Source organism: Capnocytophaga sp. oral taxon 323, from assembly GCF_001278825.1.
Lineage (GTDB): Bacteria > Bacteroidota > Bacteroidia > Flavobacteriales > Flavobacteriaceae > Capnocytophaga > Capnocytophaga ochracea.
This window is the reverse complement of record NZ_CP012589.1, coordinates 392,283-413,328: the sequence shown is the minus strand read 5'-3', so window position 1 is coordinate 413,328 and position 21,046 is coordinate 392,283. Positions and strand designations below refer to the sequence as shown.

16 protein-coding genes are annotated in these 21,046 nt (G+C 38.5%); 12 read left to right on the top strand and 4 right to left on the bottom strand.

Annotated features, from left to right (window positions below; translation table 11 throughout):
* Window positions 1-22: 22 nt before the first annotated feature.
* Window positions 23-1,570, bottom strand: a complete 1,548-nt coding sequence (gene guaA, locus AM608_RS01790) for a glutamine-hydrolyzing GMP synthase (protein WP_053580576.1) — start codon at window positions 1,568-1,570, stop codon at window positions 23-25.
* The gene (gene purE, locus AM608_RS01785) at window positions 1,563-2,048 is read right to left on the bottom strand and encodes a 5-(carboxyamino)imidazole ribonucleotide mutase (protein ID WP_016478654.1); all 486 of its coding nucleotides are present in this window, start codon (window positions 2,046-2,048) and stop codon (window positions 1,563-1,565) included. The genes guaA and purE overlap by 8 nt, the downstream gene beginning before the upstream one ends.
* 912 nt (window positions 2,049-2,960) lie before the next feature.
* Here purE and clpB point away from each other — a divergent pair.
* The 7 genes from clpB to AM608_RS01750 all read left to right on the top strand — a co-directional run bounded on the left by clpB (window position 2,961) and on the right by AM608_RS01750 (window position 12,473).
* Window positions 2,961-5,567 carry an ATP-dependent chaperone ClpB gene (clpB, locus tag AM608_RS01780; RefSeq protein WP_053580575.1) on the top strand — a complete coding sequence of 869 codons (2,607 nt, stop codon included), beginning with the start codon at window positions 2,961-2,963 and terminating at the stop codon, window positions 5,565-5,567.
* Between the two features lie 152 nt (window positions 5,568-5,719).
* Window positions 5,720-7,624 (top strand): molecular chaperone DnaK, encoded by a 1,905-nt coding sequence (gene dnaK / locus AM608_RS01775; RefSeq protein WP_053580574.1) that lies wholly within the window; start codon window positions 5,720-5,722, stop codon window positions 7,622-7,624.
* A gap of 397 nt (window positions 7,625-8,021) precedes the next feature.
* Complete coding sequence (locus AM608_RS01770) at window positions 8,022-9,029, top strand: bifunctional oligoribonuclease/PAP phosphatase NrnA (RefSeq protein WP_048746770.1); 1,008 nt, start codon at window positions 8,022-8,024, stop codon at window positions 9,027-9,029.
* A 6-nt stretch (window positions 9,030-9,035) separates the two neighbouring features.
* On the top strand, window positions 9,036-9,608 hold the full coding sequence (gene gldI, locus AM608_RS01765; protein ID WP_009411813.1) for a gliding motility-associated peptidyl-prolyl isomerase GldI: 573 nt from the start codon (window positions 9,036-9,038) through the stop codon (window positions 9,606-9,608).
* A gap of 25 nt (window positions 9,609-9,633) precedes the next feature.
* Window positions 9,634-10,764: a peptidylprolyl isomerase gene (locus tag AM608_RS01760; RefSeq protein WP_053580573.1), complete on the top strand. Its 1,131-nt coding sequence runs from the start codon at window positions 9,634-9,636 to the stop codon at window positions 10,762-10,764.
* A gap of 108 nt (window positions 10,765-10,872) precedes the next feature.
* Entirely contained in the window at window positions 10,873-11,382 is a 510-nt protein-coding gene (locus AM608_RS01755) for a hypothetical protein (protein WP_009418287.1), read from the top strand.
* Between the two features lie 32 nt (window positions 11,383-11,414).
* Entirely contained in the window at window positions 11,415-12,473 is a 1,059-nt protein-coding gene (locus AM608_RS01750) for a nucleoid-associated protein (protein ID WP_053580572.1), read from the top strand.
* Between the two features lie 76 nt (window positions 12,474-12,549).
* On the opposite strand, the gene AM608_RS01745 is transcribed toward AM608_RS01750, so the two are convergent.
* Together AM608_RS01745 and murB are read right to left on the bottom strand one after the other, a co-directional pair.
* Complete coding sequence (locus tag AM608_RS01745) at window positions 12,550-13,557, bottom strand: aldose epimerase family protein (protein ID WP_053580571.1); 1,008 nt, start codon at window positions 13,555-13,557, stop codon at window positions 12,550-12,552.
* 82 nt (window positions 13,558-13,639) lie between these two features.
* Window positions 13,640-14,623 carry a UDP-N-acetylmuramate dehydrogenase gene (gene murB / locus AM608_RS01740; protein WP_053580570.1) on the bottom strand — a complete coding sequence of 328 codons (984 nt, stop codon included), beginning with the start codon at window positions 14,621-14,623 and terminating at the stop codon, window positions 13,640-13,642.
* A 512-nt stretch (window positions 14,624-15,135) separates the two neighbouring features.
* Between murB and AM608_RS01735 the strand changes: the two genes are divergently transcribed.
* From AM608_RS01735 to recN, 5 genes are all read left to right on the top strand, one after another.
* Entirely contained in the window at window positions 15,136-16,671 is a 1,536-nt protein-coding gene (locus tag AM608_RS01735; protein WP_009411808.1) for a helicase HerA-like domain-containing protein, read from the top strand.
* Entirely contained in the window at window positions 16,671-17,216 is a 546-nt protein-coding gene (locus tag AM608_RS01730) for a hypothetical protein (RefSeq protein WP_053580569.1), read from the top strand. The genes AM608_RS01735 and AM608_RS01730 overlap by 1 nt, the downstream gene beginning before the upstream one ends.
* 83 nt (window positions 17,217-17,299) lie before the next feature.
* Entirely contained in the window at window positions 17,300-18,424 is a 1,125-nt protein-coding gene (gene ribB / locus AM608_RS01725; RefSeq protein ID WP_053580568.1) for a 3,4-dihydroxy-2-butanone-4-phosphate synthase, read from the top strand.
* 28 nt (window positions 18,425-18,452) lie between these two features.
* Window positions 18,453-19,349: a DUF4835 family protein gene (locus tag AM608_RS01720; protein WP_015782878.1), complete on the top strand. Its 897-nt coding sequence runs from the start codon at window positions 18,453-18,455 to the stop codon at window positions 19,347-19,349.
* A 5-nt stretch (window positions 19,350-19,354) separates the two neighbouring features.
* Window positions 19,355-21,013, top strand: a complete 1,659-nt coding sequence (gene recN / locus AM608_RS01715) for a DNA repair protein RecN (RefSeq protein ID WP_053580567.1) — start codon at window positions 19,355-19,357, stop codon at window positions 21,011-21,013.
* Window positions 21,014-21,046: the final 33 nt, after the last annotated feature.

Here is a 21,046-nt window from a genome sequence, read left to right as displayed (position 1 = left end):
ATAATTCTAAATTGTTTATTGTCTATTCCCATTCTATCGTGGCAGGCGGTTTACTGCTGATATCGTACACTACACGGTTTACGCCTTTCACCTTATTGATAATATCGTTAGACACTTTTTGCAGAAATTTATAAGGTAAGTCTACCCAATCTGCCGTCATACCGTCTATGCTTTCCACAGCGCGCAAGGCTACCACACGCTCGTAGGTACGTTCGTCTCCCATTACTCCCACACTGTTGATAGGTAATAAGATAGCCCCTGCTTGCCACATTTTGTCGTATAGGTTGTTTTCTTTCAGTGCGTTGATGAATATAGCATCTACTTCTTGCAAAATAGTTACCTTTTCGGCAGTAATATCTCCCAAAATGCGGATAGCCAATCCAGGTCCTGGAAAAGGGTGTCTGCCTAATAGTTCATCGCTGATGCCTAAACTGCGTCCTACTCTTCGCACTTCATCTTTGAAGAGCATACGCAAAGGCTCTACTACTTTCAATTTCATATAGTCGGGTAAGCCTCCTACGTTATGATGTGATTTGATAGTAGCTGAAGGTCCCTTTACTGATAGTGATTCAATCACGTCAGGATAGATAGTGCCTTGTGCCAACCATTGAGCATCGGTAATTTTATGAGCCTCATCATCAAATACTTCAATAAAAACGCGCCCTATGGTTTTGCGTTTCTCCTCGGGGTCGGTTTTGCCTGCTAAGGCAGTAAGGAAACGCGCTGAGGCATCTACACCCTTCACATTCAGTCCCATACCCTCATATTGTTTCAGTACGTTTTCGAACTCGTTTTTGCGCAAGAGCCCATTATTTACAAAAATACAATGTAATTGCTTGCCAATCGCTTTGTTAAGTAATACAGCAGCTACCGTAGAGTCTACTCCTCCCGATAAGCCTAATATCACTTTCTCATTACCCACTTGTGCTTTTAGCTGGGCAACCGTCATCTCTACAAAGTTGTCGGACGTCCAATTAGGGGTAAGTTTCGCTATTTTGAAAAGAAAGTTAGCTAATAGCTTCATTCCATCGGCTGAGTGGGTCACTTCGGGGTGAAACTGAATTGCGTAGGTTTCTTCTCCTTCTATGCGATAAGCCGCGTTCACTACATCAGGAGTACTCGCCAAACAAACCGCCCCAGTAGGCAATTGTTTGATAGTGTCACTATGGCTCATCCACACTACACTTCCTTCTGCAATCCCTCCAAAAAGAGGTTCATTAGGCTTAATATAGGTGAGGTGAGCACGCCCGTACTCTCGTATGTTCGAAGGGGCTACTTCACCACCGCCAAAGTGTGCCAAATACTGCGCTCCGTAACATACTGCCAAAAGAGGCATTTTACCTTTCAGTGCTGATAGGTTTGGGTGCAAGGCTTCTGCACTACGCACCGAATAAGGCGAACCTGAGAGTATCACTGCCGAGAAGTCTTCTAAGTTCTCAGGCAAATGGTTGTAGGGGTGCATTTCGCAATACACGTTCAATTCGCGCACACGGCGTGCAATAAGTTGGGTGTATTGCGAGCCAAAGTCTAATAATAAAAGACGTGAGCCCTGAAAAGTATCTTTATTCATCGTCAAGGGTTGCTGCGGCAGTAAGCACCGCTTGTTTCAAATTTTCTTTATAATCAATCATTTTTTGCAAGAGCTCAGCGTCGGCACTTGCCAATATTTGCACGGCTAATAAACCTGCGTTCTTAGCAGCATTTAAAGCTACGGTAGCAACAGGCACTCCGCCAGGCATTTGTAAGATAGAAAGGATAGAATCCCAACCGTCAATAGAGTTACTGCTTTTCACCGGCACACCTATGACAGGCAAAGGCGACATCGAGGCAACCATACCAGGTAAATGAGCTGCACCCCCTGCTCCCGCAATGATTACCTGAATGCCTTTTTTATGAGCGTTCTTACTGAACTCCATCAGCTTTTCAGGCGTGCGATGCGCCGATACGATATCTACCACAGTTGTGATACCAAAGGACTTGAGGATATCAATAGCGTCTTGCATCACAGGCAAATCACTCTTGCTTCCCATTACCACAGCTACTTTCATTTTGTCTATATTTTGGTGCAAAGGTACAAAAAAATATCAATTCGCAATATAAAGGCTTTATATTTTGTTTCCCCGTGCTACTTCCCTGCAACCTTGTCATTCGCCATTCGCAACTCGTCATTAATTTGGTATTATTAGTATTTTGGGTATTGTAATATTAAATTTGTCTTTGCGCTTTCTGCAAATACGCCTTGTCTTTTAGTCTAATAGCTATCTATTTTTTTTTCTCTTGAAGAATGCTTATTTTCCTATTTACCTTTGCTCATCTCACATTTTTGTATCGCCACACTCCCCTTTTAAAAAGATTACTTCTTTCCCTTATTTTCGTTTTTCTTCTACTTTAAATCCGCTTAAATCTCTTTTTTCTACTCATTCTTAATCCCTCATTATTAACTATTTATATACCCTTTCTATATCTATCTTCCAAGATTCGTATAAGCTTCCTATAAGCTCTCTATAAGCTACCACCACCCTCTCAACAGCTACTTTACCTCTTGTTTTTTACCTTTTACCCAAATTTTCTCTTCCGAATCCCTCCATTATCTTCCGAAACCTCCAACCTGCCAAGTAACTTTTTTCATTCCACCCCATATTTTCGGTAAGTGTTTTAGAGCAGATGCACTATTACTTTTTAGCTTCAAAAAATAGATAGGTATCAGTACCTACTCGTTAATAAACAGAGATTTAATTACTAACTGACACTTTGTCTCCTTTTATATATTTCTCGTTAAGCAAATTGTATTTCTAATAATCAATTCATTAATTATTATTCAGATTTCTATTTAGTATTACATTTGGTCAAAACCCCTTTTAAAAAACTGTCTTTTTGTCAGTTAAAAGCTGTTGGCACAACTCTTGCCCTATTGGAAGTGAACAAATCATAAAATGTTGAACACACTAAATTGAAAATATATGAATTTTAATAACTTTACTATCAAAGCGCAAGAAGCGGTACAAACCGCTCAGCAAATTGCCCAGCAGTACGGGCACCAGGAATTGCAAAACGAACATTTCTTCAAAGCTATTGAGCAGGTAGATGAGAACGTATTGCCTTTCCTATTCAAAAAATTGAATATCAACCGCGAGCAATTAAATAAACAGTTAGAAACTGCTTTGCAAGGCTTTGCCAAAGTCAGCGGTGGCGATATGGGGCTCTCACGCGAAGCAAACACTATGCTCAACGAAGCTGCTAACATCGCTAAAAAATGGAACGACGAATATGTATCCTTAGAACACCTTATATTGGCTATCTTCAAATCAAACAGTAAAATCGCCCAAGCCCTCAAAAACCAAGGTGTGAGTGAAAAAGAGTTGGAGAAAGCCATTCAAGAATTGCGCAAAGGGGAACGCGTAACTTCGGCTTCAGCTGAAGATACTTACAATTCGCTCAACAAATACGCCAAAAACCTCAATCAGTTAGCTGATAGCGGGAAACTCGACCCTGTGATTGGTCGTGATGAGGAAATACGTCGTGTATTGCAAATTCTTTCACGTCGTACCAAGAACAACCCTATGTTGGTGGGTGAACCTGGGGTAGGTAAAACGGCTATAGCCGAAGGCTTAGCGCACCGTATTGTGAAAGGTGACGTACCTGAAAACCTAAAAGACAAGGTCATTTACTCCCTCGATATGGGTGCCCTTATCGCAGGTGCGAAGTACAAAGGTGAGTTTGAAGAACGACTCAAATCGGTAGTGAAAGAGGTTACCTCTTCCGATGGCAATATCATTCTGTTTATAGATGAAATCCACACCCTTGTGGGAGCAGGAGGAGGCGAAGGTGCTATGGACGCTGCTAATATATTAAAACCTGCCTTAGCTCGTGGTGAACTCCGTGCCATTGGTGCCACTACTCTCGACGAGTACCAAAAGTACTTTGAGAAAGACAAAGCTCTCGAACGTCGTTTTCAAAAGGTAATGGTAGACGAACCAGATACCGAAAGTGCAATTTCTATCCTTCGGGGTATCAAAGAAAAGTACGAAACCCACCACAAAGTACGTATCAAAGACGAGGCTATTATCGCAGCAGTAGAGCTTTCTGAACGCTATATCACTAATCGTTTCTTGCCCGATAAGGCAATAGACTTAATGGACGAGGCAGCTGCCAAGCTCCGTATGGAAATCAATTCTAAACCCGAAGAGTTAGACGTACTCGACCGTAAGATAATGCAACTCGAAATAGAAATTGAGGCTATCAAACGTGAGAAAGACGAAGATAAGCTCAAAATGCTATATGTAGATTTGGCAAATCTTAAAGAAGAACGTAACGCTATCAATGCTAAATGGCAGAGTGAAAAAAGCGTAATTGATGAAGTACAAACTACTAAGGAAGCCATTGAGAAATACCGTTTGGAAGCCGATAGAGCCGAACGTGAAGGCGATTATGGTAAAGTAGCCGAATTGCGTTATGGCAAAATCAAAGAAGCAGAGGACAAGTTAGTGGAATTGCAAAAGAATTTAGACAGCAAGTCACACGAAAATGCTCTTGTAAAAGAAGAAGTAACCGCCGAAGACATTGCCGAAGTAGTCGCAAAATGGACAGGTATACCTGTAGCTAAAATGTTACAAGGCGAACGCGAAAAGCTGTTGAACTTAGAAAAAGAATTGCACCGCCGTGTAGTAGGTCAGGAAGAAGCCATCGAGGCAGTTTCCGATGCCATACGTCGTAGTCGTGCTGGTTTGCAAGACCCACGTCGTCCTATAGGTTCTTTACTTTTCTTAGGAACTACGGGGGTAGGTAAAACCGAACTTGCCAAAGCCTTAGCCGAATATCTATTCGACGATGAAAATGCAATGACGCGTATAGATATGAGCGAATACCAAGAGAAACACGCTGTGAGCCGATTAGTAGGTGCGCCTCCAGGATATGTGGGTTATGACGAAGGTGGTCAGCTTACTGAAGCTGTGCGTCGCCGTCCCTATTCCGTAATACTTTTAGACGAAATTGAAAAAGCTCACCCCGATACATTCAATATCTTGTTGCAAGTACTCGACGAAGGTAGGCTTACTGACAACAAAGGTCGTACCGCCGACTTTAAGAATACGATTATCATTATGACCTCCAATATGGGTAGCCATATCATTCAGGAAACTTTTGAAAAGTATCCTAAGGATACCGAGCGCGCTATCGACGAGTCACGTGACGAAGTGTTACAACTCCTCAAACAAACTGTACGTCCTGAGTTTTTGAACCGTATAGACGACATTATAATGTTCACACCGCTCAACGCCAAGGATATCCGTAGTATTGTGCGTTTGCAATTGCAATCAGTATTCCGTATGGTTGCCAAAGAAGGCATCTTGCTCGATGCTACCGATGAGGCTATTGATTACTTAGCACAAAAAGGTTTTGACCCTCAGTTTGGTGCTCGTCCAGTGAAACGTATCATTCAGAAAGAAGTGCTTAACAAGCTTTCTAAAGAAATTTTGAGTGGCACAGTACAACGCGATGCTGTCATCTTATTAGATGCTTTTGATAACCAATTGGTATTTAGAAATCAAACATCAGAAGATAAAAAATAGAAATTAGTTGTTAGTCGCTTACTAACAACTAATGACTAAAAATGACAATTTGTCAGTTTTTATCCCTTTGGCATAATCATTGACTGCTACTAACTACGTAAGCGTAAGGCTTACAAAAATAATGTTGAACTTAAAAAAACGATAATATTAATATGAGTAAGATTATAGGTATTGACTTAGGAACCACAAACTCTTGTGTTTCTGTAATGGAAGGTAATGACCCCGTGGTGATTACCAATGCCGAAGGTAAACGCACAACCCCTTCAGTGGTAGCTTTTACCGAAGGTGGCGAAATAAAAGTAGGTGACGCTGCTAAACGTCAGGCAGTTACCAACCCTAAAAACACGGTATATTCTATCAAGCGTTTTATGGGGAACAAGTTTTCTGAATTGGAAAAAGAAATCGCTCGTGTACCTTATAAAGTAGTACGTGGCGACAACGATACTCCTCGTGTGGACATAGACGGACGTTTGTATACTCCACAAGAAATCTCAGCTATGATTCTTCAAAAAATGAAGAAAACTGCAGAAGACTTCTTAGGACAACCCGTAACAAGCGCGGTAATTACTGTACCAGCTTACTTTAACGACGCTCAACGTCAAGCTACTAAAGAAGCAGGTGAAATCGCAGGCTTAAAAGTAGAACGTATCATCAACGAACCTACTGCCGCTGCATTGGCTTATGGCTTGGATAAAGACCATAGCGACCATAAGATTGTTGTATTCGACTTTGGTGGTGGTACTCACGATGTGTCTATCTTGGAACTTGGCGACGGTGTGTTTGAAGTACTCGCTACTGATGGTGATACCCACTTAGGAGGTGATGATGTAGATGAAAAAATCATCAACTGGCTTGCTGAAGAGTTTGAAAAAGAAGAACAAATCGACCTTCGTAAAGACCCTATGGCATTGCAACGTCTTAAAGAAGCTGCTGAAAAGGCTAAGATTGAACTTTCTTCAACTACTGAAACCGAAATCAACTTGCCTTATATCACTGCTACAGCTTCAGGTCCTAAACACTTGGTGCGCAAGCTCAGCCGTGCTAAATTCGAACAACTCATCGACGACCTCGTAAAACGCACAATTGAACCTTGCAAAAAAGCGTTAGAAAATGCAGGTCTCAGCGTAAGTGATATCAACGAAGTAATCTTAGTAGGTGGTTCTACTCGTATTCCTGCCGTACAAGAAGCCGTTGAAAAATTCTTTGGCAAAAAACCTAATAAGAGCGTAAACCCCGATGAGGTAGTAGCCATTGGAGCCGCTATTCAAGGGGGCGTACTTACTGGTGATGTGAAAGATGTATTGCTTTTGGACGTTACTCCTCTTTCTTTGGGTATCGAAACTATGGGAGGTGTGATGACTAAACTGATAGAAGCCAATACCACTATCCCTACTAAGAAATCGCAAGTGTTCTCAACTGCTGCCGACAATCAGCCGAGTGTGGAAATTCACGTATTGCAAGGTGAAAGACCTATGGCAAACGACAACAAGACTATCGGTCGTTTCCACTTAGATGACATTCCACCTGCCCCACGTGGCGTACCACAAATTGAGGTTACCTTCGATATCGATGCTAACGGTATTATCAATGTATCGGCAACTGATAAAGGTACAGGCAAGTCTCACAATATCCGTATAGAAGCATCTTCTGGACTTTCAAAAGAAGATATTGAGAAGATGAAACGCGAAGCCGAAGCCAATGCCGAAGCTGATAAGAAAGCCAAAGAAAAAGTAGATAAGCTCAACGAAGCTGATGCGATGATATTCCAAACTGAAAAACAACTCAAAGAGTTTGGCGATAAAATCCCAGCCGACAAGAAAGGCGCTATTGAGACTGCTCTTAGCGAACTTAAAACAGCTTACGACGGCAAAGACCTCAGCTCTATTGAAACTGCTTTGGGCAAAATCAATACTGCTTGGCAACAAGCCTCTGAGGACATCTACAAAGCCCAACAGGGAGGCGGTAGCTCTACCGCACAAGAGCAACCTAACACTGGTGGGGCACAAGACGTCAATACAGACAATGTTCAAGACGTAGATTTCGAAGAAGTAAAATAGCGGAGAGCCTCCGCAAGCAAATAATAACAGCCCCATCTAATAAATAATTAGGTGGGGCTCTTTATATAGCTTTTGCAGAAAGAATACTATACAATAGTTTTATTCGTGTAATATTCTTGTAATTCTACAATAATCCTATCCCCTACTCTGTTTTCTCTTTATCATCAATTGATAATTATCTGTTACACCAGCGGAACTAGTTGTTATCAACTGATAATTACTTATTATCGCTAAGAGTTCATTATCAACGAATATCCATTAAAAAACAAAATTATTTTTTTGTCATTAAAAATTAATTACTACCTTTGTCCTGCAAATTAATCATTTCTTTTTCAATTTTAAAATTTTTCAGATATGAAAACATTAAGAACAAATTAATGTCGTACTTTCGCACCCTATGAATATATATGATATAGAAAACGTTAAGCTACTACTTAAAAAACAGCTGAAAATAAGTATCATTCCTCACAAAAGCCCTGATGGAGATGCCATAGGGAGTTGCTTGGGACTATACTTGTATTTAAAGCAATTGCACCAAGATGTAACGGTGGTGTCGCCCAATGATTTTCCTGATTATTTAAAATGGTTACCCTCAGCCGATGAGATTCTCATCTATGACAATGCTCCTGAAAAGGCAAAAAAACAAATAGAAAACTCTACGCTCATCTTTACGCTTGATTTCAATTCACTTAAACGCGCTGATGGGCTCACACCTTTATTAGAAAGCTCGGCAGCTACATTTGTGATGATTGACCATCATCAAGCGCCTGAGGCTTATGCCAAAGTAACTTTCTCTAACCCCAATGCCAGCTCTACCTGTGCAATGGTATATTCGTTTATTGATGCAATGGGCGATAAAAACCAAATAGATAGAGAAATAGCTACTTGTTTGTACACAGGAATAATGACCGATACGGGAAATTTTAAATACCCCACCACTACTAGCAATACGCTAAAAATAGCTGCTTTCCTTATCGAAAAAGGAGCTAAAAACAGTCAGATTAACAGTAATGTGTTTGATAATAATTCATTTAACAAATTGCAATTACTGAGTGTAGTTCTGAAAAATATGACGTATTTAAAAGAGTACGACACGGCTTACACAACGCTTAGTTCCGAAGAACTACAACAATACGACTGCCAAAAAGGAGATACTGACGGTTTCGTAAATTATGGGCTTACCATTAAGAACACCAAGCTGGCAGTAATCTTCATTCAAGAAGGCGATTTTATAAAAATGTCGTTGCGTTCCAAAGGTAATAACGATGTAAATCTGTTTGCACGCAAATATTTCAATGGCGGAGGTCACATCAATGCTGCAGGAGGTAGATTTGACGGTACAATGGAAGAAGCAGTAACTTATTTTAAACAAGTTTTGCCAGATTTTATTCACAAGAATATTTAAAATACAATGAATATACTCAAAAAAATAGCAATAATAATGGTTGCTGGCATAGTTTTCATAAGCTGTGCCGACCGACAAGCACGCCACCCTGTAACCAAGAAAACAAGTACCTTTTTAAAGGAATCGGCTAAGAAAAACAAAGCACTATTAGCTTCAGAAGAAGCTCTTATTGATTCTATTATCAAAAAAGATACGCTCCACACCTTTATAGATTCACAACACGGTTTTAAATTCTATTACCTAAACCAAAATCCTAATGCTGACTACACAGCACAGTTTGGCGATATAGTAACCTATGATTACAGTCTTTCGGATTTGCAGGGTAACGAACTCTACCAAGAGAAACCCGATGGTGATTATAAGTATAATGTAGATAAAGAAGAGGTATTCCAAGGGTTGCGTTCAGCACTAAAATTGCTAAAAGAGAAAGAAAGTGGTGTTTTCTTTTTCCCCTCGAGCGTAGCCTATGGTTATCGTGGTGATAAAGACAAAATAACTTTCAACCAGCCTATTATTGCCAAGATAGAGGTTTTTAAAATTGAAAAAAACAAAGAGAAAATAGAACCACGACCTGAATAAGTAGAAATTTTAATTAATTTTATATATGAGACGACTCAATTTTATCGCATTGCTTTCTGCAATGTTTGTATTTTTCAGTTGCAATTCGCAAAAGAAAGCCTATAAAGATTTAGGAGATGGCTTATTTGCGGATATCGAAACTACTCAAGGAAATATTATTGTAAAACTAAACTACAAAGAAACTCCTGTAACAGTAGCCAACTTTGTTACTTTGGCAGAAGGTAAAAACACTTTCGTAAAAGCTGAATACAAAGGTAAACCGTTTTACAACGGAACAATTTTCCACCGAGTAATCAAGGATTTTATGATACAAGGAGGTGACCCTACCGGCACTGGAATGGGAGAACCCGGTTACCGATTTGAAGATGAGATAGTGCCCACTTTAAAACACGATAAAAAAGGAATCTTGTCAATGGCAAACGCAGGACCAGCTACCAATGGCAGTCAGTTTTTTATTACCCAAGTGCCTACTCCTCATTTAGATGGTCGCCACACAGTATTCGGCGAAACGGTGAAAGGTTTAGAAGTAATAGATGCTATTGCTAATACTAAAACAGTAATGAATGACAAGCCTGAAAAGGATATTAAAATCAATAAGATTACTATTATTGCTAATGGTAAAGATGCTAAAAACTTCAATGCTGTAAAAGTTTTTGAAGATTACTTCAAAGAAATTAACAAGAGAGAGCGAGAAAAAGAAGCTAAGACGAAAGCCGCTGCAGCTAAGTTCTTAGAAGAAGTAAAAGTACAGGAACCACAAGCTAAAGCACTTCCTTCAGGAGTAAAAATCTTTAAGTTAGTTGATGGCAAAGGCAAACAACCTAATCACACACATCAAGTAATGGTAAACTACGCAGGTTATTTGAAAAACGGAACCCTTTTCGATTCTAACGTAAAAGAAATTGAAGAGGCTTATGGTAAATACAACTCATTACGTGAACAACAAGGAGGATACCAAGCCTTCCCTATGCCTTATAACACTTCTGCGCAACTTATACCAGGCTTCAGAGATGCTTTGCTTACAATGAAAGTAGGTGATAAAATACGCGTATTTATTCCTGCTACTTTAGGATATGGCGAAAGAGGTGCTGGCGATGTGATTCCACCTAATAGCGACCTTATTTTCGATATTGAAATTACAGATATAGCTAAATAAGTATAGAAAATAAGAATATACAAACTTTGTCAAAGTCTCTAACAGCCTGTCGTGCTACGACCTTTGACAAAGTTTTTTACTAACAACTAAAATAACTAAAAACTAAAAATGGTATACAAATTCAGAGTGATACTTGACGTTAAAGAAGACGTTTTTAGAGATATTATCATTCAAGGAGAAGCTACTTTGGAAGATTTACACAATGTAATCAACCAATCATTTGGCTTTGCTGGTGACGAAATGGCTTCTTTCTATCTTACCGATGAGGATTGGAATCAGGGAGAGGAAATCACCCTTTTTGATGTATCAGAAAGTGGAGAAATGCGCTTGATGGAAGAGACAACCATCGAATCGGTAGTAAGTGAAGAAGAGCCTAAACTGTTGTACGTATACGACTTTATGTCGATGTGGACGTTCTTCGTAGAATTAGTAGAGATTGATGAAGAAGAAACAGGCGCCTCTTATCCTGCTTTGATATACGCTCACGGTTCTATTCCTGCTGAAGCTCCCGAGAAATCATTCGTAGCTGATGATTTTGATGAGTTTGAAGATGAATTTAACGATTTTGACCTCGACGAAGACGATTATGGAAGTTTCAGTGAAGAAGAATATTACTAATAATACGTAATAGTAACAGATAACAAGTAACTATGCTAAATTTATATACAACAAACATTGAAACACTTTCTATTCACAGGGTAGGTAATCTAAGCAAAGGAGAACCTTTATTTCTTTCAGAAAAACCTTATGCACTAAACGATGAGATTATAGGGCTACTGAAAGAATACTTCTTTAAACCTTTCCGTGAAAAAGAAGAAAACTACTTTCACTTAGTACACGATACCGATGTTGAGTTCAATGAACTTTACCAGCTAGTAACTCCTATTTTTGAGGACGAGAGCTCTATTCACGAGCAATCTAAGAAGATTGCGCAACACTTGTACAATCAGTCTAATCACCCACATATCAAAAACGGAGAGGTGTATGTAGCGCTTCTTCACGACAGTTATTTAGATAATGAAAAGGTAAAAGCAGTAGGTATCTTCAAATCGGAGATGAGGAACAGCTTTTTGCAGTTTGAAGAACAGGCTAACCAGTTGGAGATGATTATCCAAGAGGGAGTGAACATTCACCGATTGGATAAAGGTTGTATTATCTTTAATGTGAATAAAGAGGACGGATACAAAATACTTTCTATTGATAGTAATCGTTACGACACTAAGTATTGGTTGGAGAACTTTTTAAATGTCGATGCATTAATAGACGATAATTTCTATACTAAAAAGTACTTAAAATTCAGCCAAGACTTTGCCAAAGATGTAATCTTGCCTGCCGAAGATAAAAAAGAAGAGGTACTGTTTATGAACCGTGCGATTAATTACTTCGCTAAGAATGATGATTTTGAAGAAACCTCGTTTATGAATGAAGTGTTTGAAAATCCTGAATTAATACCAGAGTTTAAGCACTACAAAGTAGAGAAAGGACCTAAGTACCAAATAGAAGATGTATCAACCTTCCCGATTGTTAATAAGGCTGTATCGGATGTGCGCAAAAAAATTAAAAATGTGATTGATTTAGACACTAATATCCAAATACGTATGGACTTTATCAATCCAGAATCAGTTGATAAGTTTATTGAGAAAGGTTGGGACGAAGAAAAACAAATGTATTACTATTTGGTGTACTTCAATAAAGAACAAAAAAGCTAGATTTTAAATGGTAATAGCATAAAAAAAGAGTCTGATATCAGACTCTTTTTTTATGCTTGTATGTATCTTATACCTTCTACGAAAAATGTATAAACTTAAATTCAGTAAAGAAATTGTATTCTTCTTTAGGTCTTAACACTACATTATCGAACTGTGGATGTTTAGTAGCATCGGCATAACCTTGTGCTTCAAAACAAATTCCTCTGCTTTGCCCTATAGTTTTGCGATGAGGTGGTTGCAACTTAGGTAAATAATATCCTGCATAGATATGTAACACAGGGTGATTGGTACGCACTTCCATTGCCAATGAACCTTCTCCGTTAGTAATTGTAGCCATTACTTCCTCAGAGGGAATCTCACGTACAAACGAATTATCAGTATGAGCATATACCTTTTGCCCTTTTCGGTAATCCAAACGTGTGCCAGCCACAGGAGGGCGTTCACCTGTAGGGGTAAAGAACCCTTCTTCTAATGGCACGTACTTATCAGCTTTTATTTGTAAGGTATTGTTAAGCACATCGGTATTGTTTTCATTGAGGTTAAAATATGTATGCTGAGTGAGATTTAAAATAGTAGGTGCATCGGTGATGCCGTGATAATCAATGCGCAAACGGTTATCGGAAGTAAGCGTATAGGTTACACGCACCGTTACCTCTCCTGGGTAACCCTCTTCGCCGTCTTTAGAAACATATTGTAAGGTTACTGAAGAATTATCTTCTCCCCTATTTACTGCCACTACGTCCCAAAAGACACTATCAAAGCCTACTGAGCCTCCGTGTATTTGATTTTCTCCTAAATTGCAGCGTAATTGTACTTCCTTGCCATCAATAATAGCTTTTCCATACTTTATACGCCCTGCGTTACGCCCTATAATCGCACCAAGATACGGATACTCTTTGCGGTAAGCCTCACTTACGTACTCTTCAAACGTGTCGAATCCCAATACACATTCTACCTTTTTCCCTTTTACAGGCACTTTAATAGAGCTAATCACACCACCAAAATTAAGTACGATTACTTCCATACCTCCTTTATTAGAAAGAACAATAGTTTGTAATTTTTCTTTATGATATTCTTTTTTCATCAATAATTATTTTTTTAGATAAAGATATTGAAATAATGCGAATCAAGAGTTGGATTGAGTTGTATGTAAATGAAGTACGTTATTAAAATATATTCACTTCAAACTCCAAGGCAATGCCAAACTTTTCTTGCACTTGAGCTTTTACATAATTAGCCACCGCTAAAATTTCCTCACCTGTAGCTTCACCATAATTCACCAATACCAATGCTTGATGTTTATGCACTCCTGCATCTCCTTTCCGATAACCTTTGAGTCCTGAGCGATCTATAAGCCAGCCTGCTGGCACTTTCACTTCGGTTTCATTTACTGGATAACAAGGAATTTCAGGATATTGCTGTTGTAGTTTTTCGTAATCAGTTTTTAGAACAATTGGGTTTTTAAAGAAACTGCCACAATTACCTAAAACATTAGGGTTAGGCAATTTACTTTCGCGAATGGTAATAATCGCATCGGACAACTCTTCGGGGGTAGGTTTGGTAATTCCTCGCTCTGAAAGGACTTGCTGAATAGCCCCATATTGCGTGTGCAATTGGTGGTTCTTTTTAGTAAGTTTAAAAGTAACCGAAGTAATGATGTAATTACCCTTCTCTTTCCCCTTAAAAATAGATTCTCGATAAGCAAAAGCACATTCTGCATTTGTAAATATGCGTTTTTGCAGTGTATGAACCTCAATAGTCTCACAGCTCTCCATTACATCTTTTATTTCCACCCCATAAGCCCCTATGTTCTGTACAGGAGTGGTACCTACATTGCCGTAAATCAGTGAAAGATTTTCAAGTCCGCCATAGCCCTGTTGTAAAGTATAACGCACAAATTGGTGCCAATTCTCTCCAGCTTGTGCTTTAAGCCATATGTATTCATCAGTTTCTTTTACAGTGCTAATGCCTTTAAGCAAAATATGAAACACAGGTTGCGTAATATTTTTAGTGAGAAGCATATTGCTTCCACCCCCCAAAACAAATGGATTGTGATACTCTTGTAACGCACTGATGAGTTCCTTTTCGCTATGGATAGGAATATATTTTTCAGCTTGAACTTTAAGGTTAAAAGTGTTAGGTATTTGCATAACTTACGGTCTACTTACAAGTGCAAAGGTATGTAAAAAAAATGAATTAGCAAATGTGAAAAATTAGTAAATTAGCAAATGGAGATTGATGGCTTAGTAGTAGGGTCACGAAGAAACGGAAGATAACGGAGAGGTTCGGAAGATGGTTGAAGGGGATTTTGGTGAAAAAGGGTTATTAGGAGGGTATGCTTAGCTTATAGGAAGCTTATACGAATCTTGGAAGATTGGTATACAATAGCTATGTAAATAATTAAAAATGAGGAGTTAAGAGTTAATGAAAAACCGTAGTTTTGAGGGAAATAAAGCGATGTAAAACGAAAGGATAGACCGTTGTTTGCTCTTAGTCTGTAAGTCTCACAAAGTTATTAACAAACCCTTTTATTGCACTAAAAATAAATTTGTTACCTAATAAATTTTGGCTTTTCAACTTTTTTTTCTACCTTTGTGCCTTGAAAATGCCAACTACCTATCGAATAAGTAAAACACTACTAACAGTTTAAAACTAATAACAAATGGCTAAAATAGATTCTTTTAAAGAAACAATGCTCGCTGGATACTCCTTTAAAGGTGATTACATTACCTTAGGAGGGGCTATCTACGAAGGGCAACCTATTGAAAACGTATTGGTAAATTTACCTTTAAAAACACTTAACCGCCACGGACTTATCGCAGGAGCTACGGGTACAGGTAAAACTAAAACTCTGCAAGTTATCGCCGAAAACCTTTCTAAAAAAGGTGTTCCTGTATTGCTAATGGACTTGAAAGGTGACCTTAGTGGTATTGCTGAATCTGGTGAAGTAAAGCCTTTTATCTTAGAGCGTTTAGGTAAGATAGGCTTAGACTTTCAACCACAGGCATTCCCCACCGAACTACTGACCATTTCGGAGCAAAAGGGTGTGCGTATGCGTGCTACTGTATCAGAATTTGGCTCTGTGCTACTTTCACGCATTTTAGACCTAAGCGATGTGCAAGAAGGTGTTTTGGCAGTGGTTTTTAAATACTGCGATGACCACGCACTACCCTTGTTAGACCTAAAAGATTTAAAGAAAATACTTCAATATGCCACTGATGAAGGAAAGACCGACTTCGAGAAAGAGTACGGAGCGGTTTCTAAGTCCTCAACAAGTGCTATCTTGCGTAAAATTGTGGAATTAGAGCATCAAGGTGCTGAACTTTTTTTCGGCGAGCGCAGTTTTGAACCAGCTGACTTAATGAGAACCAATGCACAGGGCGAAGGTTATGTAAACATCATTCGCCTTACAGACATTCAAGACCGTCCTAAGATGTTCTCGACCTTTATGTTGAGTCTTTTGGCTGAAATTTACACTACTTTCCCCGAAGAAGGCGATATGTCGAAACCTAAGTTGGTTATCTTTATCGACGAAGCGCACCTTATTTTCAATGAGGCTTCCAAAACGCTTCTCAACCAATTAGAGAACATTGTAAAGCTCATACGTTCAAAAGGTGTGGGACTTATTTTCTGTACTCAAAACCCTACCGATATCCCCGATGCGATACTCTCTCAGCTGGGTATGAAGGTACAACACGCTCTGCGTGCTTTCACCGCTAAAGACCGTAAAGCCATTAAGCTGATTGCAGAGAATTATCCTTCATCAGAATTTTACGACACTACCGATACGCTTACTTCCTTAGGAACAGGAGAAGCACTGGTAACAGTACTGAACGAAAAAGGAATACCTACCCCATTGGTAGACACAATGATGCGCGCACCGATGAGTAGAATGGATATCCTTAGTGATAGTGAAATTGAAGCGTTGGTAGGGCGTTCGGAGTTAGTGCGCAAATACAACGAAGTTATCGACCGTGAAAGCGCTTATGAAATCTTAAATAAGAAAATAGAGGACGTGCGGAAAGAGGAAGAGAAGCAAAAAGAAGCTAAGGAAGCCGAAAAAGCTTCTGCTCCTAAGCCCACTACACAAAAAACCACTACTAAGCGTTCGGGTACTAATCCTTTGATAAAAATGGTTACAAGTGCGTCGTTCGTCAGAGGAGTTTTAGGAATATTAAATAAAATTATCAAGAAATAATGAAAAAATACTTTATCATCATTACTGTTCTTTTAACTATTGTGGCGTGTAACAATAAAAAGAATGAGTTCCTCATCACTAATAACAGTGTAGGAGTTCTCCAAAAAGGCACTCCCATACAAAAGTTAGATTCTATCTTTGCTAAGGACTCCATAGTAAACTCGACTATGGAAGGAGAGTTGCGTTATGCAAGTGCTGAGCGCATTACTATTTTAGACAAAGAAGGTAAAGAGCTTCTTGAAATTACTCCCACTACCAATGATAAGGGGGACAAAATAGTAGAAAGTGTATTGATATTGTGCGATAAATACGCTACCGAAAAAGGGATTTCGTTACAGAGTACTTTTAAAGACGTAAAGAGCAAATATCCCGATTTAGAAATTGAGCCTTCTATCAGTAGCGTAATGGTTACTCCAAAAGGAAAGAATTACTACTTTACTTTCGACAAATCGGCTCTTAAAACAGCTTTTGACCTTACCGATAATATCTCAGAAGGAGATATTGAGGAAAGCGCCAAAATCGCTCGTATTACAGTTAATTTTTAAGTTGAACGAAGATTAATAACTATTTATAATTTTAACACGAGTGATACACTCGTGTTCATTTTGTATAAAATCAATTGATAAAGATGAACAATATTAAACTAAACAGCATTGAAGAAGCTGTTGAAGACATAAAAAAAGGAAAAGTCGTTATTGTAGTAGATGATGAAAACCGCGAAAATGAAGGCGATTTTATTGCTGCTGCTGAAAAGGTAACTCCTGAGATGATTAATTTTATGATTACCAACGGTCGCGGGTTAGTCTGTGCTCCTCTTACTGAAAAACGTTGTGCTGAGCTTGACCTTCCGATGATGGTGCAAAACAACACCGTACTGCACGAAACTCAGTTTACTGTTTCAGTAGATTTAAAAGGTCAGGGTTGTACTACCGGTATTTCAGCTTTCGACCGGGCAAAAACTATTCAAGCATTAGTAGACCCAAAGACCACTCCTTTCGACTTAGGGCGTCCTGGACATATATTCCCTTTACGCGCTAAAGAAGGCGGAGTGCTTCGCCGTACAGGACACACAGAAGCAACTATTGACCTCACTCGTATTGCGGGACTAAAACCTGCCGGTATTTTAGTAGAAATCTTAAATGAAGATGGTACGATGGCACGATTACCTCAGTTGGTGGAAGTAGCTAAGAAATTCGACCTTAAAATCATTTCTATTGAAGACCTTATTGCTTATCGTATGCGCAAAGACACACTTGTGATAAAGAAAGAAGATTTCTTGTTGCAAACCCCTTATGGAGAATTCCGCTTGCGCGCTTATGAACAAACTACTAACAAGCAAATACACTTAGCCTTTACACAAGGCACTTGGAAAGCAGATGAACCTGTGCTTACGCGCGTTCATTCATCGTTTATCAGTAATGATATTCTGGAAGTTATAGCAGGAGATAAGGACAACCCTCTTGAACGCATTTTCAGAAAAATTAATGAGGAAGGCAAAGGAGCTGTGATAGTAATTAATAAAGAAGGTTATTCGAAAACGTTGTTACAGCACATTACCGAAATCAAAGAACACCAAACAGGACACCCTCTTCCTCAAGTAGGTAAAGATACCAAAGATATTGGGATGGGAGCTCAAATACTCAACGATTTAGGTATTAGGAAACTTCGATTACTTACCAACTCTAAAAATGCGTCTAATTACGTAGGAATGTCGGGCTACGGTCTTGAAATTACGGAAGAGATACCGTATTAATTAGAATGGGAAGATAGGAAATAATTATATGACACATATCATTATGAGAAAAATAACACTCTTTTTAGCCCTAATTGCCAGCTCATTTTCTTTTTCACAAGAGTTGAATGCCGTGGTAACGGTCAATACACAACAGGTAAATTTAAGTAATCGCTCAGTCTTTAAGACCTTAGAAAAATCTTTACAAGAATTTATCAATCAAACCCGTTGGACAGATTTGAAAGTGCGCGAAAACGAACGTATCCGTTGTAGTTTTACTCTGGTGATTAATAAGTTTGAAAATTCGCACTATGAAGCAAGTCTTTTGGTGCAATCTTCTCGTCCTGTATACAATTCAGCTTATCAATCTCCTGTATTTAACTTGCAAGATAAAGAAGTAGCTTTTGACTATCAAGAGTTTGCCCCTCTTACCTTCAATGAAAATGCCTTTGAGTCGAACCTCACGTCGGTAATAGCTTACTATGCCTATTTGCTATTAGGGTTCGATGCTGATACGTTTGCTGAAAATGCAGGGAGACCTTATTTCTTAAAGGCACAACAAATTGCTAATATAGCACAAAACAGTAGTTATACAGGTTGGGCTGATAATGGTAAAAACAACCGATTCTTGTTAATAAATGAGCTCATTTCAGAAAATTACACTGATTATCACAAAGCTTTATACCAATACCATCGTTTGGGCTTAGATATAATGAGCACCGATGAGAAAGGCGGAAAAGAAGCTATCCAGAATGCTATTATTTTACTTGAAAAAATACCAAGCCTACGGTTGAGCTCCTATGCAATGATATTGTTTTTTAATGCAAAAACTGATGAAATTGCCTCTATTTACTCAGGTGGAATGATTTTTAATACCAAAATGCTAAAAGAAGCCTTAATGAAATTAGCTCCCACCCAAGTAACTAAGTGGAATGAAATAAAATAAGGAATATGCTCAACACTCTATCTATAAAAAATTATGCATTAATTGATGACCTAAAAGTTGACTTCCCTAAAGGCTTTATTATTATCACAGGCGAAACAGGTTCAGGAAAATCTATAATGCTTGACGCTCTTTCCTTAGTATTGGGGAAACGTGCCGATATGTCTGCTTTGAGGAATAAAGATGAAAAATGTGTAATTGAAGCCGAATTTTCTTTGCAAAATTATGAATTTCAATCTCTCTTCAATGAGCTGGAAATAGATTATGACCCTCAAACTATTATACGTCGTGAAATTCTTCCTTCGGGAAAATCTCGAGCTTTCGTCAATGATTCTCCTGTAACATTAGACGTGCTTTCACGTTTAGGTGAAGTACTCGTAGATATTCATTCTCAGCATCAGACGCTTTCTTTAAGTGACACAGCTTTTCAGTTTGAAATTATAGATGCAATGGCTGAAAATAAATCTTTATTAGAGGAATACCAACGTCTTTTAGTACTACTTAAAAACGAACAAAAAAAACTACAAGAGCTCATAGATTTCCAACAGACAGCTAATAAAGAATACGATTACAATCTGCACCAACTCAAAGAACTGAAATCGGTTACTTTAGGAGAAGGCATTTTGGAGGAATTGGAAGAAAGCTATGAAGAAGCCTCTAACATCGAAGAGATAAAAGAAAATGTAGCTGAAAGTTTATATTTGCTCAACGATGAGAACATAGGTATCTTGAATAATTTGCGTGAACTGCGTCGCGCTTTTTCAAATCTTACAGAATACAAACAGCAATACCGCGAATTATACGAACGCATTGACTCAGCTTTCTTAGATTTAGAAGATTTGAGTAGAGATGTATCAGACATTGATGAAAACATAGAAACAGACCCAGAAAATTTAGAGGAAATATCTAAGCAACTCAATAAAATCTACTCACTTCAGCAAAAGCACAAAGTAACAACTGTTGAAGAGTTGATGAGTATTCAAGAGCGTTTAGAGAAGGCTGTTTCTAAAACTGAAAGCGCAGATTTCGACCTTAAAGAACAACAAGAGTTAGTTGCAAAACAACAAGCAGAAACCTCTAAAAAAGCAACTGAGTTACACAAAACTCGTGAAAAAGTAATTCCTACTCTCACTAAACAATTAGAGAACTTTATGCACGAATTAGGAATGCCCAATGGGCGTTTTGATATCAAGCTAACATCTACCTCACATTTCTTTAACAACGGAAATGATGAGCTCTCATTTTTATTTTCTGCCAATAAAGGGGGAGATTTTGGACCATTAAAGAAAGTAGCTTCAGGAGGAGAATTATCACGTATAATGTTAGCTGTAAAAGCTATAATGGCAGCACATACAGCACTCCCTACTATTATGTTCGACGAAATTGATACAGGAGTATCAGGTGAAATTTCTCAAAAAATGGGTGATATAATGAAACAAATGAGCAAAAACAGACAGGTATTTGCTATTACCCATTTACCACAGATAGCGGCTAAGGGTGCTTATCATTTTAAAGTGTTTAAAGAAGATATAACTGGTAAGACGACTACCCATCTTAAAATGCTCACCGAACAAGAACGCATTTCAGAACTCTCAGAAATGCTTGAAGGAAAAAATAGTGGTGAATCAGCTCGTAATCACGCAATAGAGCTTTTAAGAAAAGGATAAAAAACAGACAAGTATTAACTTTCTAGACTAATA

Coding starts and splice junctions, on each gene's coding strand:
- guaA (WP_053580576.1), bottom strand. CDS start 1,570: ATGAATAAAGATACTTTTCAGGGCTCACGTCTTTTATTATTAGACTTT.
- dnaK (WP_053580574.1), top strand. CDS start 5,720: ATGAGTAAGATTATAGGTATTGACTTAGGAACCACAAACTCTTGTGTT.
- ribB (WP_053580568.1), top strand. CDS start 17,300: ATGAACAATATTAAACTAAACAGCATTGAAGAAGCTGTTGAAGACATA.
- AM608_RS01770 (WP_048746770.1), top strand. CDS start 8,022: ATGAATATATATGATATAGAAAACGTTAAGCTACTACTTAAAAAACAG.
- purE (WP_016478654.1), bottom strand. CDS start 2,048: ATGAAAGTAGCTGTGGTAATGGGAAGCAAGAGTGATTTGCCTGTGATG.
- AM608_RS01730 (WP_053580569.1), top strand. CDS start 16,671: ATGAAAAAATACTTTATCATCATTACTGTTCTTTTAACTATTGTGGCG.
- AM608_RS01735 (WP_009411808.1), top strand. CDS start 15,136: ATGGCTAAAATAGATTCTTTTAAAGAAACAATGCTCGCTGGATACTCC.
- gldI (WP_009411813.1), top strand. CDS start 9,036: ATGAATATACTCAAAAAAATAGCAATAATAATGGTTGCTGGCATAGTT.
- AM608_RS01755 (WP_009418287.1), top strand. CDS start 10,873: ATGGTATACAAATTCAGAGTGATACTTGACGTTAAAGAAGACGTTTTT.
- AM608_RS01760 (WP_053580573.1), top strand. CDS start 9,634: ATGAGACGACTCAATTTTATCGCATTGCTTTCTGCAATGTTTGTATTT.
- recN (WP_053580567.1), top strand. CDS start 19,355: ATGCTCAACACTCTATCTATAAAAAATTATGCATTAATTGATGACCTA.
- AM608_RS01745 (WP_053580571.1), bottom strand. CDS start 13,557: ATGAAAAAAGAATATCATAAAGAAAAATTACAAACTATTGTTCTTTCT.
- clpB (WP_053580575.1), top strand. CDS start 2,961: ATGAATTTTAATAACTTTACTATCAAAGCGCAAGAAGCGGTACAAACC.
- AM608_RS01720 (WP_015782878.1), top strand. CDS start 18,453: ATGACACATATCATTATGAGAAAAATAACACTCTTTTTAGCCCTAATT.
- murB (WP_053580570.1), bottom strand. CDS start 14,623: ATGCAAATACCTAACACTTTTAACCTTAAAGTTCAAGCTGAAAAATAT.
- AM608_RS01750 (WP_053580572.1), top strand. CDS start 11,415: ATGCTAAATTTATATACAACAAACATTGAAACACTTTCTATTCACAGG.